This window comes from Amycolatopsis sp. DSM 110486 (assembly GCF_019468465.1).
Classification (GTDB): domain Bacteria; phylum Actinomycetota; class Actinomycetes; order Mycobacteriales; family Pseudonocardiaceae; genus Amycolatopsis.
This window is the reverse complement of record NZ_CP080519.1, coordinates 9,197,269-9,209,795: the sequence shown is the minus strand read 5'-3', so window position 1 is coordinate 9,209,795 and position 12,527 is coordinate 9,197,269. Positions and strand designations below refer to the sequence as shown.

Genomic DNA, 12,527 nt, shown 5'->3' with positions numbered 1-12,527 from the left:
CCCGGCCAGCCTCCCACCGGAAGACACCCATGGAAGAACGATGTGAGCCGAATTCCCTCTCACGCCGCCGGTTCCTCACGGCGGCGCTCGGCGGTGCCGCCCTGCTCGGCGCCACTCCCCTGCTCGCCGCGTGCGGCGGCTCCGGCGTCGCGGCCGCCGCGCCGAGCGGGCCACCGCGCCGCGGCGGCACCCTGCGCGTCGGCGTGACCGGTGGTGGCGCGTCCGACACGCTCGACCCGCACATCCCCGTGGCGAACCCGGACATCGCCCGCGTGCTCAACCTCTACGAACCCCTGCTGCTGCGCGACCACGACTACAAGCTGCAGATGCTGGTCGCCGAATCGCTCACGTCGTCGTCGGACGCGCGGACGTGGACGGCCGTGTTGCGCGACGGGGTGCGATTCCACGACGGCCGCGCGGTGACCCCCGCCGACGTCGTGGCGACGTTCAAGCGGATCACGGACCCGAAGGATCCCAAGAGCGGAGCCGCCAGCCTGACCATGCTCGGCCAGGTGGTGCCGACGGGCGAGCGGACCGTCGAGTTCCGGCTCACCGAGCCCAACGCCGGCTTCGACGACCTGCTCGGCCAGTACTCCCTCGGCATCGTGCCGGCGGACTTCGACGTGAAGCGGCCGATCGGCACCGGGCCGTTCCGGCTGAAGGAGTTCACCGCGGGTCTGCAGAGCACGTTCGTGCGCAACGACCATTACTGGCGGCCCGGCCAGCCCTACCTCGACGAGCTGGTGCTGATCAACTTCGCCGAGGACGACGCCCGGATCAACGCGCTGCTCTCGTCCCAGGTGGACGCGATCGACCAGGTGCCGGTGGCGCTCGTCGACGTGCTGCGCAGCGACCCGCGGATGCGCGTGCTGCGCTCGGCCACGGGCACCTGGCTGCCCTTCACGATGCGCGTGGACCGTCCGCCGTTCGACGACGTGCGCGTGCGGCAGGCGCTGCGGCTGGTGGTGGACCGCGACCAGATGATCAACCAGGTCCTGAGCGGTCAGGGCCGGCCCGGCAACGACCTCTACGCGCCGTTCGACCCGGCGTACGACTCGCAGCTGCCGCAACGCGAACAGGACATCCCGGCCGCGAAGCGACTGCTGGCCGAAGCCGGGCACGAGAACCTCGACATCGAGCTCGTCACCGCGCCCATCCAGGCCGGTGCGGTCGAGGCGGCGCAGGTGTTCCAGCAGCAGGCCAAGGCCGCGGGCGTCAACGTGCGCATCCGCAAGGTCGACACCACCACGTTCTACGGCGAGAACTACCTGTCCTGGGACTTCGCGCAGGACTTCTGGTATACGCGCAACTACCTGCCGCAGGTCGCGAATGGTTCGCTGCCGAAGTCGCCGTACAACGAGACCCATTGGCAGGACCCGCAGTTCACCGACCTCGTCACGCGCGCGAGCGCCACAGTGGACACCGCGGCCCGCACGGACTTGCTGCACCAGGCGCAGCGGATCGAGTACGAACGCGGCGGCCTCATCGTGTGGGGCTTCGTGGACCAGGTGGACGCCCACCAGGTCTACGTGGCGGGCCTCGTGCCGGACCGGACGGGGATCTCGCTGTCCGGCTACCAGTTCCGCGAAGCGTGGCTGGGCACCGCGCCCGTCGACTCAGGAAAGTGAGGTGCGGCATGACCCGGATGATCGTGAAGCGGCTGCTCGTGAGCCTCGTGGTGCTGTGGCTGGTCACGCTGCTCGTGTTCGTGGCGACGCTGTTGCTGCCGGGCGACCCGGCGCGCGCCATCCTCGGCCAGCAAGCGACACCGGAGCGGATCGCCGCGCTGCAGCACCAGCTGCACCTCGACGAGCCGGTCTGGCAGCGCTACCTCACCTGGCTCGGCGGGCTGTTCACCGGCGACCTCGGCACCTCGACGTCCACGCAAGGCCCGGTGACGACGTTGCTGGGCGACCGGATCGTGGCCTCGCTCGTGCTGCTCGTGCTCGCCGCGGTGATCGCGACGCCGCTCGGGCTGGCGCTGGGCACGTGGAGCTCGATGCGGCGCGGCCGGGCCGCGGACCAGACCGTGTCCGGCATCAGCCTGGTGATCGCCGCGCTGCCGGAGTTCGTGATCGGCGTGGCGCTGATCGTGCTGTTCGCGACCACGGTGTTCAAGGTCCTGCCCTCGGTCACGCTCACCGCGCCCGGTGAACCCGTGTGGCGGCAGCCGAGCCAGCTCGTGCTGCCGGTGGCGACGCTCGTGCTGGTGGTGACGCCGTACATCACGCGGATGATGCGGGCGACCATGAACGAGGTCCTCGACTCCGGCTACGTCGAGATGGCCCGGCTCAAGGGTGTGCGCGAGCGGACCGTGCTGCTGCGGCACGCCTTGCCGCACGCCGTGGGTCCCGTCGCGCAGGTCGTGGCACTGCAGCTCGCGTGGCTCGCAGGCGGGGTCGTGGTGGTCGAGTTCCTCTTCCGCTACCCCGGCATCGGGCAGTCGCTGATCGACGCGGTGAGCAAACGCGACGTCGCCGTGGTCCAGGCCGTGACGCTGATCATCGCCGCGGTGTACATCGTGGTGAACCTGCTCGCCGACGTGGTCGGCATCCTCGCGAACCCCAAGCTGCGGACGGAGGCGAGCCGATGACCGCCGTCGACGACGAGCTCGCACCGGCCACCACGGCCGGCGAAGCACCCGTCAAGGCCGGCGGGCTTCTCCGTACGGCGTGGCGGTTCCCGCAGGCGAAGGTCGGCACAGTGCTGGCCGGGATCGTGGTGCTGGTGGCGCTGCTCGGCCCGTGGCTCGGGCCGGTGCTCACCGGCTACAGCACCACGGACTTCGCGGGCAAGCCGTTCAAACCGGACGGACTCGCGGGCACCGACGGCCTCGGCCGCGACGTGCTGACGCGTTTCCTCGCCGGCGGCACCACGCTGCTGCTCTACGCGGTGCTCGCCACCGTGCTCGGGATCGTGCTGGGCGCGCTGCTCGGCATGGTCGCGGGCTACGGCGGCGGCCGCCTCGACAGCCTGCTGATGCGCGGCAACGACGTGCTGCTGTCATTCCCGCAGCTGGTGATCGCGCTGCTCGCCATCGCGGTGATCGGGCCGAAAGGCTGGCTGCTCGTGCTGGTGATCGGCCTGACCCACGCGCCCCGCACGGCTCGCGTCGCGCGCCAGGCGACGGTGGCGGTGCGCGGCGAGGACTACATCCGGGCCGCGGAGATGTACGCGGTGCCGCGAAGCCGGATCCTGCTGCGCGAGATCCTGCCGAACATCACCGGCCCGCTCATGGTGGAGCTCGGTCTGCGGCTGACCTACTCCATCGGCTACATCGCGTCGCTGTCGTTCCTCGGGCTCGGGATCCAGCCGCCCGCGGCCGACTGGGGCCTGATGATCAACGAGAACCGGATCGCGCTGGTCGTGCAGCCGTGGGGCGTGCTGCTCCCGGTGGTGGCGATCGCGCTGCTCGCCGTCGGCACGAACCTCGTGGCCGACTCGTTCGCCTCGGCCGCGGCCGGGCGCACCCGGGAGGAACGCTCGTGACCGCCGTCGACAACGCGCAGCTCGCGCTGGAAGTGACCGGCCTGCGTGTGAAGACGGCCGCGGGTCGGCCGGTGCTCCACGACATCTCCTACCGCATCGCGCCGGGCGAGGTGCTGGCGCTCGTCGGCGAGTCCGGGTCGGGCAAGACCACGGCGGGCCTGGCCGCGCTCGGCCACTTCCGCCGCGGGCTCGTGGCGGACGGCGGCGAGGTGACTCTGCACCAGCGTGAGGGCGAACCCGTCGACGTGCTCTCGCTCGCCACGCCCGAGCGTCGGAAACTGCGTGGCACGACCGTTTCCTACGTGCCGCAGGACCCGGCGCTGTCGCTGAACCCGGCGTTGCGGATCGGGCTGCAGATCGCCGAGGTGCTGGAGACGCACGGCTACCCCGGCCCGGTCGAGGAGCGCGTGGCCGAGGTGCTCACGGAGGTGGGCCTGCCCGCCGATCCGGCCTACCGCCGGCGGTACCCGCACCAGCTCTCGGGCGGGCAGCAGCAGCGCGTGGGGATCGCGATGGCGTTCGCGTGCCGGCCGAGTGTCGTGGTGCTCGACGAGCCGACGACCGGGCTCGACGTGATGACCCAGGCGCTCGTGCTGGAGACCGTGCGGCGGCTGACGGCCGAGCACGGCGTGGCCGCGCTCTACATCACCCACGACCTGGCCGTGGTCGCGCAGCTCGCCGACCGCGTCTCGGTCATGTACCAGGGCCGCGTGGTCGAGACCGGGTCGGCCGAGGACGTGTTGAAGCGCCCGGAACACGCCTACACGCGCGAACTGCTGGCCGCCGTGCCGGATCTGGGCGCGGAACCCGGCGTCGCTCCCCCGCCCTCGGACGCAGTGCTGGCCGCGCGCGGCATCCACGTCGCATACGGCCGCCACGAGGTGCTGCGCGGGGTGGACTTGGAGGTGACGCGCGGCGAGTGCGTGATGCTGCTGGGCGAATCCGGGTCCGGCAAAACCACGCTGTCGCAGTGCGTCGCGGGCCTCACGCGCGGCTTCACCGGCACCGTCGCGCTCGACGGGACCCCGCTCGCGCCCGGCACGCGCCAGCGCAGCAACGACGAGCGGCGGCGAATCCAGTACGTCTTCCAGAGCCCGTTTTCCTCGCTCAACCCGCGTCGCACGATTGCGCAGTCGATCGAGGTGCCGCTGGTGCACCTGACCTCGCTGTCGCGTCCGCAGCGGCGCGAGCGCGTGGCCGAGGTGCTCGACCGCGTGCGGCTCGGCCGGTCGCTCGCGAACCGCCTGCCCGACCAGCTCAGCGGCGGCGAACGCCAGCGCGCGGCGATCGCGCGGGCGCTGGTCACGACCCCCGACGTGCTGGTGTGCGACGAGGTGACCTCCGCGCTCGACGTGTCGGTGCAGGCGACCATCGTGGAGCTGCTCGGTGAGCTGCGCCGCGAGCTGGGGATGGCCGTGCTGTTCGTGACGCACAACATCGCGCTCGCGCCCGAGGTGGCCGACCGGATCGCCGTTCTGCGCGGCGGGGAGATCGTGGAAGAGGGTACGGTCGAAGCCGTGCTGACCGCGCCCGCCCACTCCTACACCGGCGAACTGCTGGCCACCACGCCGCGCCTATGACCGGCCACGGCGAGGTGCGGCCGGGGTTCGAGGCGGTGCGCGAAGCGTTCGACGAGGTCGCCGGCGCGGCCTCGGGTGGGGTCGCGTTCAGCGTCTTCCAGCGTGGCCGCCTCGTGGTCGAACTGTGTGCCGGATCAGCGGCGCCCGGGGTCCCGTGGACCCGCGACACGCGCGTGGTGCTGTTCAGCGGCACCAAGGGGATCGTGGCCACGCTCGTCGCGATGCTCACCGCGCGCGGCCAGCTCGGCCCGAGCGAACGCGTGGCACGTTACTGGCCGGAGTTCGCGGCGGCGGGCAAGGCCGACGTGGCTGTGTCGCAGGTGCTCGCGCACACCGTCGGGCTGCCCTATGTGGACGCCGACGTGCCGATGGCCGACAACGCGGCCAACGCGGCCGCCCTCGCGTCTCAAAGTCCTCTGTGGACACCGGGCACGCGCGTGGCCTACCACGCGCTGACCTACGGCTACCTCGCCACGGAGCTGATCCGCCGCGTCACCGGCCAGCGCGTCGGCGAGCTGCTGCACGAGCTGCTCACCGCCCCGCACGGGCTGGATCTGCGGCTCGGCACCCCGCCGTCGATCCCGGTCGCGACGCTGCAACGCGCGCCCGGCTACCGGATCAGCACATTCCTGCAGGACGAGGAGCGCCGGCGCGTCGTCGAGCGCATGTACCGCGGCCTGCTGGACTCCACCGACACCATGAACTCCCCCGAGTACCGCGGCGCCGAGATCGCGGCCGGCAGCGGCGTCGGCACGGCCACGAGCATGGCGCGCCTCTACGACCTGCTGCTGGCGGGTTCCCTCGTCCCGTCGGCCGTGCTGACGCAGGCGACCCGCAGGTGGAGCGAGGGCGTCGACGCGATCAACGACCGGCCGCTGCGCTTCGGTCTCGGCTTCGAACTGGCCGACCCGATCGGCACCTACGGTCCGGAAGGTGCCGACCCGGGCGCCTTCGGCCACTCGGGCGCGGGCGGCGGCCGACACGGCGCGTGGCCGAACCGAGGTGTCTCGTTCTCCTTCACCACCAACGAACTGCAGGCCGAGGACGTGGACACGCGCGCCGCGACGCTGCTGGCGGCCCTGCACCAGGCCGTCTGACCGGAGGCTTTCTCTAGCGGTCACCGAGAGTTTTGCTGTTACGGCACGGTGGACCCGCCCGCGCCCTCCGGGTGAGACTCGGCTTCGTCGAAGCACCGCCGGCGGCTGTCCGGAAGGACCGAGAAGCTCGATGCCGGCCCGAGGCGAGCCCCGGAGGGCACGAATGAGCACCGGCGACCCGATGATCGAGGCCACCGGCATCACCAGGACGTTCGGGTCGGTCGACGCGCTGTCCTCGGTGAGCCTGAGCGTCGAGCGCGGCACCGTGCTGGGCCTGCTTGGCCACAACGGCGCGGGCAAGACCACCTTGGTCAACATCCTCACCACCATGCTGCCGGCCAGTTCCGGCACCGCGCGCGTCGCCGGGTTCGACGTCGCGCGCGAGGGCGGTGAGGTCCGTTCCCGGATCGGCCTCACGGGCCAGTTCGCCTCGGCGGGTCTTGCGCCGCCGCGCGGCGAACTCGTCGGCGATCGCGAGCACCGCGCGTTCGGCATCGGCGACCACCACGGAGTTGCGAGGTCACGGTGTGCGTCCGATCGGGCACCCCACGCAGTCGGTCCACAATAGCCTTCACCGGGCCGCGTAACCGACGGTGATCGCGGTCTGCCTCCCCGCGCGGGGCGATTCGGCGCGGGCTAGGTTCGAACCATGCGGATCGTGTCTCTGCTGCCCGCCGCCACCGACCTCGTGGCCGAGCTCGGCCGCCTTGATGACCTGGTCGGACGCACCCACGAATGCGACTGGCCGCCCGGGGTCGAGTCGGTGCCCGTCGTCACCGCGGCCGAGGTGGACGACGCCGTGCTGACCAGCCGCGAGATCTCCGACGCCGTCGGCGGTTCGGCCCACCGCGGGTCTTCGCTGTACTCGGTGGACACCGCGCGGCTGGCCGGGCTCGCGCCGGATCTCGTGCTCACCCAGGACCTGTGCGAGGTGTGCGCGGTCTCCTACACCCGCGTCGCCGAAGCCGTGCGGATGCTCGACGCGGGGCCGAAAGTCCTGAGCCTCGAACCACGGCGGCTCGCCGAGGTCCTCGGCTGCGTCACGACACTCGGCGACGCGCTGGGCGTACCGGCCCTCGCCGCTGATCGCGTCCGCTCACTCACCGCGCGACTCGACGCCGTCCGCGCTCGTGTCGCCGGCAAGCCGCAGCCACGCGTGGTCGCGCTCGAATGGCTCGACCCGCTGTGGCCCGCCGGGCACTGGGTGCCCGAGCAGATCACCGCGGCGGGCGGCGAACCGCTGCTCGCGGCGCCCGGCGAGCACACGCACCCGATCCCGTGGGACGCCGTGGCAGCCGCGCGCCCGGACGTGCTGCTCGTCCTGCCGTGCGGCTTCAGCCCCGATCGCACGGCGGCGGAGTTCGACGTCCTCACCTCGTTGCCGGGCTGGGCCGAACTGCCCGCGGTGCGCGCCGGTGCGGTGTGGCTGCTCGACGGTCCGGCCTACTTCAACCGCCCCGGCCCGCGCGTCATCCGCGGCGCGGAAGTCCTCGCCCACGTGCTGCACGGCGTCGACGCCGACCCGCCGGTGTCCCCCGCCGAGGCCCGCCGAGCCTGAACCGCCGTCAGGCGAACACGACGTCCGCGGTCGCCACGGCTTCCGCGCGCGCGGAGTCGACCTGCAGCGCCGCGCCGCCGTCGCCGGGCACGCCGGTCGCGAGGAGGTGCTCGCCCGCGAAGACCGGGCGGCGCAAGCGGTAGGACAGCGACGGGATCGCGCGTTCCGGCGCCCGGGTGCGCGCCAGCTCCAGCAGGTGCAGCACGAGCAGCGGGCCGTGCACCACGAGACCCGGATACCCCTCGGTGCCGGTGACGTACGGCTCGTCGTAGTGGATGCGGTGCGCGTTGGCCGTCAGCGCGCTGAACCTGAACAGCAGCACGGGATCCGGCGTCCACGCCTGCTGCCACTCGGCGGCCGACTCCGGCTTGCCGGTCACGTCAAGCGCCGCCAGCGCGGTGCGCCCGGCGTCCTCGCCGGAGCGGTAGACGATGTCCTGCTCCTCGACCACGCGCACGGTCCCGTCCTGGCTGATCTCCGACCGCACGGTCACGAACAGCATCTCGCCGGTCCTGCCGTGTTTCACGGCGACCTCGCCGAGCGACCGCGTCCGTTCCGCAGGCGTGCCCAGCACGAGCGGCGCCCGGACCTCCAGGCGTCCGCCGGCGAACATCCGCCGCCGGTCCGGCAACGGCGGCAGGAAGTGGCCGTCCGCCGGATGGCCGTCGGTGCCGATCTCCGAATGCCGCGGCCACTCCAGGAAGTACAGCCAGTGCCACAGCGGCGGTAGCGCCTGCCCCACGACGGCAGCCGGCCGCGGCAGGTCCAGTGCCGCCGACAGCGCGGCGGCCGGTCCGGCCGGGAGCGCGTCGGTATCGGTGACCGGTTCGGGAGACCACGACTCGACGTAGGAACCCAGCGCGTTCATGGTCTTGGCCTACCACACCACGGCACGACCCGCAGTCAGGCTGTGACGAGCTCCGCGAACTCGTAGATCAGCCGCGAGCGTCGCGCGGCGACCCAGGCCAAGGCGACCTGGCCCGGCGGCAGGTCGCCGACCGGCACGTGGGTGACGTCGGGGCGCGTGTAGTACTCCGAAGTGGACAGCGGCACGATCGCGATGCCCAGACCGGCGGCCACGTGCTCCAGCTTCTCCTCGATGCTGCGGAACCCGCGGGGCCGCGCGGCGCCGCCGGCGCGCAGCTCGGTCGCGACGGCCCGCCACTCCGGCACCGCGTCCGGGTCGTTGAGCAGGTGCTCGTCGGCGAGGTCGGCCACGTCGACGGATTCCTTGCCCGCCAGGCGGTGCGACACCGGCAGGATGGCCACGCGCGGCTCGCTGAACATCGGCCGCACGGTGAGCCCGCGCGGGTCCACCGGCAGCCGGACGATGCCGACGTCGGCCCGGCCGTCGTGCAGCACCTGGGTCTGGTCGTCCCACGTGGTCCGGACCAGCTCCACCTCGAGGCCGGGATGCCGATCCGTCAGCGCCCGCACGGGTTCGGTCACGGTGATGCCGGGCATGAATCCGATGGTGAAGGTCGAAGCGCCGCGCGCCGCCAGCGCCACGCGCCGCCGCAACGCGTCGGCCGAGGCGAGGATCGGCCGGCTGTCCTCGAGCAGCTGCCGGCCGGCGGCCGTGAGCTCCGTCGAGCGCCGGTCGCGGACGAACAGCTGCGCGCGCAGCTCCTCTTCCAACGCCCTGATCTGGCGCGACAGCACGGGCTGCGCGATGTGCAACCGCTCCGCCGCCCGGCCGAAATGCAGTTCCTCGGCCACGGCGACGAAGTAGCGCACCTTCCGCAGATCGACGTCCACCTCGCGCCTCCGTCCCTCGCCGCGCCCAGCCTAAGCCAGCCGCGGCTCCGTGGCCGGGTCGAGACCGACGCCCGGGTGAGGCCGCGCTCAGCCGGCGAAGCGGCCCACGGCGACGAACACGGTCAGCACCAGCAGCACCACGTTGACCGGCACGCCCTTCGGCTCCTTGCGCCGCGCGTGCACCACGATCGCGCCGAGGGCCACGATCGCCAGACCCACCGCCGCGATCGGCGTGAGGACGGGCGCGATGTCCAGGGCCCACGGCAGGATCAGGCCGATCGCGCCGAGCACCTCCGCGAGCGCGATCAGCTTCACCGAGGTGTCCGAGAAGTCCTCGACCCAGCCCATGTTGGGGTTCTCGAGCAGCTTCTTCCGCGGCGTTGCGAGCTTCATCCCGCCCGCCCCCAGGTACAGCACTGCCGAAATCCCCGCCGCGATCCACAACGCGATGTTCATGCCCGCTCCTGATCTGTCCGACTCGTGTAGTTGAACGCTACACTGTTCGAGGTCGAACCGACGAACGGCACGGGCGCCGGAAGGTGCGGACGGGAACCCTCCGGCGCCCGTCCGGTCACCGCGGGGTGACGGTGATCGACTGGCCCGGGCGCAGCCGGATCTGCTGCTTCCAGGTACCGGCGCGCAGTTCGGTCTCGGTGCCGCCGACGCTGCGCACGACCGCCTTCGTGACCTTGCCCCGCCGCCATTCGAGGTCGACCTCGAACCCGCCGCGGGCGCCGATGCCGGTCACGTGCCCGGACTCCGCCCAGGCCGACGGCAGCGCGGGCAGGAGCTCGATCACACCCGAGCGCGAGTACAGCAGCATTTCCAGTACCGCGGCCGGCCCGCCGAGGTTCGCGTCGATCTGGAAGATCGTGTAGCTGCCCTGGCTGTACATGTCGAAGAAGTTGGCTGCCGTGCCGTTGCCGTTGTTGAACGAGGGCCGCAGCACCGTGAGGAAGAGCTGGTACGCGCGGTCGGCGTCCTTGAGCCGGGCCCAGCACGCGGAGCGCCACGCGCAGCCCCAGCCGAAGGTGTCCATCCCGCGGGCGATCAGCAGGTTGCGCACCCCGTCGATCAGTTCCTTCGACGCGGTGTCGGTGTTGATGCGGTCGCCGGGGAAGAACCCGATGAGCGGCGAGAGATGCCGGTGGGTGGTCTCCCCCAGGTTCTCCGGCGAGAGCCACTCCTGCAGCCAGCCGGTGACCGGACTGACGGTCGGCAGGTGCAGCCGGTCGCGCATCCCCGTGATCGTCTTGCCGTAGTCGCCGTCGCGCCCGAGGATCTGCGTCGCCTGCGTGAAGTGCCCGAACAGGTCGTGGACGAGTTCCTGGGAGTAGGTGTTGCCCTGCGCGTCCGGCCCTTGCTCTGGCGACCAGTCGGTGTCGCTGACCAGGTAGTCCTTGCCGTCGATGTTCTTCGTGACCAGGCGCGCCTCCCAGAACTCCGTCGCGCCCTTGAGCACCGGGTAGACCTTCTCGAGGTAGGCCTTGTCCTGGGTGAACTCGTAGTGGTCCCACAAGTTGTTGGACAGCCACGCGTTGCCCGCCGGGTGCCACACCCAGCCGGAGCCGCCGTAGATGTTGGTGGAGAACGCGATCGCCCAGCCGGCGATCTTGCCGGTGCTGTTGCGGAACCGGTTGCGCGGGTCGTTGAACAGCCGCTTCGTCGTGTCGGTCCACGAGGGCAGCTGCGCGAGGCAGTAGTCCGCCAGGGCGGTGAAGCACTCCTTCAGGCCCGCGCGGTCGGCGAGCCAGTAGTTCATCTCCAGGTTGATGTCGGTGTGGTAGTCGCTGTACCAGTCGGGCGAGTTGTTGTTGAGCCACAGGCCCTGGAGGCTGATCGGGAGACCGCTGCGGGAGCCGGTGATCGTCAGGTACCGGCCGAACTGCACGTAGCTCGCCTCGAGCTCCGGGTCCGGCGTGCCCGGGTCGGTGTAGCGCACCGCGATGCGCGACCACGAGTCGAGGGTGCGCCGGTTGGCCGGCGACTGCCCGAGGTCGACCTTCATGCGGTCGAACAGCTTGCGGTAGTCCTGCACGTGGGTCGCGAGCAGCGCGGTGCCGGACGCGGCGGCCGCGGCCTTCACCTTGCCGACGGCCACGGAAGCCGGGTCCGCCCCGGCGTCGAGGTACTGCCGCGCGGCGTCGGGCACGTAGTTCGTGCCGCCGCAGACCACGATCACCACTTCGCTGCAGCCGGTGAAGGTCACCTCCGTGCCCGAGACGGCAACGCGCCCGCCCTTCGACGCGGCCGTGACGGCGCTGCTGTACTTCAGGCCGTTCGCGAACGTGCCGCCGAGCGAGACGGCGCCGCCGCCCGTCGTCGGCTTCTCGTCGCGAGTGCCTTCCAGCGTCACCGAACCGGTGTAGGAACCACCGCCCTGCTGCGTCAGCCGGATCACCACGACGTCGTCGGGGTAGCTCGCGTAGACCTCACGCCGGTAGGTCGCGCCACGCAGGCCGTAGGTCGCCGTGACGAGGCCGTTGCTGAGGTCCAGGGTTCGCCGGTAGCCGCTGACGCCCGTGTGGGCGGGCAACTTCAGCCGCACCTTGGCCAGGAGACCGAAGCTGCCGAAGTCGTCCTTGCCGTAGGGCAGCTGGCCGTCGTCCTGCACCGTGTCGTTGAGCCCGCCGGTCCAGAGCGACGAGTCGGTGAAGTACACGTAGTCGGCCGCGGGGTCACCGCCGACGAGGCCACCGATCCGACCATTGCCGATCGGCAGCGCCTGCTCGATCACGTGCGACTCGACGGCCGGCGCCGGGTACCAGAGCGTGGTCGCGGCGTTGTCCGAGACGAGGTCGGCGACCGGCGGTCGCGCGGGCGACGCTTGCGCTGTGAACGGGTGAAACCCGCTCAAGGCGAAGCCCGCGCCGACGGCGCCACCGAGCTTGAGAAAGGTCCGACGGGAGGGTGGGGAGGAGAGGTCCGACATGACAGGTCCGTTCGTCGTCGAAGGCGGAATCCGGCCGTGAGCGAGGCCTGAAGCTCGCCAAAGATAGGATGTCTGCCCGAACCTGGTCAAGATTCTTCGGAATTATTTCCCGC

At 71.6% G+C, this 12,527-nt stretch carries 11 protein-coding genes; 7 read left to right on the top strand and 4 right to left on the bottom strand.

Features of this window, described 5'->3' with window-relative positions; all coding sequences use genetic code 11:
* Positions 1-29 precede the first annotated feature (29 nt).
* The 7 genes from K1T34_RS44470 to K1T34_RS44440 all read left to right on the top strand — a co-directional run bounded on the left by K1T34_RS44470 (position 30) and on the right by K1T34_RS44440 (position 7,724).
* On the top strand, positions 30-1,628 hold the full coding sequence (locus K1T34_RS44470) for an ABC transporter substrate-binding protein (protein WP_220240638.1): 1,599 nt from the start codon (positions 30-32) through the stop codon (positions 1,626-1,628).
* An 8-nt stretch (positions 1,629-1,636) separates the two neighbouring features.
* On the top strand, positions 1,637-2,593 hold the full coding sequence (locus tag K1T34_RS44465) for an ABC transporter permease (protein ID WP_220240637.1): 957 nt from the start codon (positions 1,637-1,639) through the stop codon (positions 2,591-2,593).
* Positions 2,590-3,489, top strand: a complete 900-nt coding sequence (locus tag K1T34_RS44460) for an ABC transporter permease (protein WP_220240636.1) — start codon at positions 2,590-2,592, stop codon at positions 3,487-3,489. The genes K1T34_RS44465 and K1T34_RS44460 overlap by 4 nt, the downstream gene beginning before the upstream one ends.
* A complete protein-coding gene (locus K1T34_RS44455) occupies positions 3,486-5,069 on the top strand; it encodes an ABC transporter ATP-binding protein (RefSeq protein WP_255638019.1) in 1,584 nt (527 codons plus the stop codon). The genes K1T34_RS44460 and K1T34_RS44455 overlap by 4 nt, the downstream gene beginning before the upstream one ends.
* Positions 5,066-6,166: a serine hydrolase gene (locus tag K1T34_RS44450; RefSeq protein ID WP_220240635.1), complete on the top strand. Its 1,101-nt coding sequence runs from the start codon at positions 5,066-5,068 to the stop codon at positions 6,164-6,166. Before K1T34_RS44455 ends, K1T34_RS44450 begins: the two co-directional genes overlap by 4 nt.
* Positions 6,167-6,329: 163 nt before the next feature.
* Positions 6,330-6,734, top strand: a complete 405-nt coding sequence (locus tag K1T34_RS44445; protein ID WP_220240634.1) for an ATP-binding cassette domain-containing protein — start codon at positions 6,330-6,332, stop codon at positions 6,732-6,734.
* Positions 6,735-6,815: 81 nt separating this feature from the next.
* Complete coding sequence (locus tag K1T34_RS44440) at positions 6,816-7,724, top strand: cobalamin-binding protein (protein WP_220240633.1); 909 nt, start codon at positions 6,816-6,818, stop codon at positions 7,722-7,724.
* 7 nt (positions 7,725-7,731) lie between these two features.
* Here K1T34_RS44440 and K1T34_RS44435 read toward each other — a convergent pair whose 3' ends face one another.
* The 4 genes from K1T34_RS44435 to K1T34_RS44420 form a co-directional block, all read right to left on the bottom strand.
* Complete coding sequence (locus K1T34_RS44435; protein WP_220240632.1) at positions 7,732-8,592, bottom strand: hypothetical protein; 861 nt, start codon at positions 8,590-8,592, stop codon at positions 7,732-7,734.
* Positions 8,593-8,627: 35 nt separating this feature from the next.
* Positions 8,628-9,482, bottom strand: coding sequence for a LysR family transcriptional regulator (locus tag K1T34_RS44430; RefSeq protein WP_220240631.1), 855 nt, complete (start codon positions 9,480-9,482; stop codon positions 8,628-8,630).
* 87 nt (positions 9,483-9,569) lie between these two features.
* Positions 9,570-9,938 carry a DoxX family protein gene (locus K1T34_RS44425; protein ID WP_220240630.1) on the bottom strand — a complete coding sequence of 123 codons (369 nt, stop codon included), beginning with the start codon at positions 9,936-9,938 and terminating at the stop codon, positions 9,570-9,572.
* Positions 9,939-10,053: 115 nt separating this feature from the next.
* Positions 10,054-12,414 carry a glycoside hydrolase N-terminal domain-containing protein gene (locus K1T34_RS44420; RefSeq protein WP_220240629.1) on the bottom strand — a complete coding sequence of 787 codons (2,361 nt, stop codon included), beginning with the start codon at positions 12,412-12,414 and terminating at the stop codon, positions 10,054-10,056.
* Between the last annotated feature and the right edge of the window lie 113 nt (positions 12,415-12,527).

Excerpts from the sequence above, each read along its gene's own strand:
- K1T34_RS44470 (WP_220240638.1), top strand. The coding sequence starts at position 30 with ATGGAAGAACGATGTGAGCCGAATTCCCTCTCACGCCGCCGGTTCCTC.
- K1T34_RS44465 (WP_220240637.1), top strand. The coding sequence starts at position 1,637 with ATGACCCGGATGATCGTGAAGCGGCTGCTCGTGAGCCTCGTGGTGCTG.
- K1T34_RS44460 (WP_220240636.1), top strand. The coding sequence starts at position 2,590 with ATGACCGCCGTCGACGACGAGCTCGCACCGGCCACCACGGCCGGCGAA.
- K1T34_RS44450 (WP_220240635.1), top strand. The coding sequence starts at position 5,066 with ATGACCGGCCACGGCGAGGTGCGGCCGGGGTTCGAGGCGGTGCGCGAA.
- K1T34_RS44445 (WP_220240634.1), top strand. The coding sequence starts at position 6,330 with ATGAGCACCGGCGACCCGATGATCGAGGCCACCGGCATCACCAGGACG.
- K1T34_RS44440 (WP_220240633.1), top strand. The coding sequence starts at position 6,816 with ATGCGGATCGTGTCTCTGCTGCCCGCCGCCACCGACCTCGTGGCCGAG.
- K1T34_RS44435 (WP_220240632.1), bottom strand. The coding sequence starts at position 8,592 with ATGAACGCGCTGGGTTCCTACGTCGAGTCGTGGTCTCCCGAACCGGTC.
- K1T34_RS44425 (WP_220240630.1), bottom strand. The coding sequence starts at position 9,938 with ATGAACATCGCGTTGTGGATCGCGGCGGGGATTTCGGCAGTGCTGTAC.
- K1T34_RS44420 (WP_220240629.1), bottom strand. The coding sequence starts at position 12,414 with ATGTCGGACCTCTCCTCCCCACCCTCCCGTCGGACCTTTCTCAAGCTC.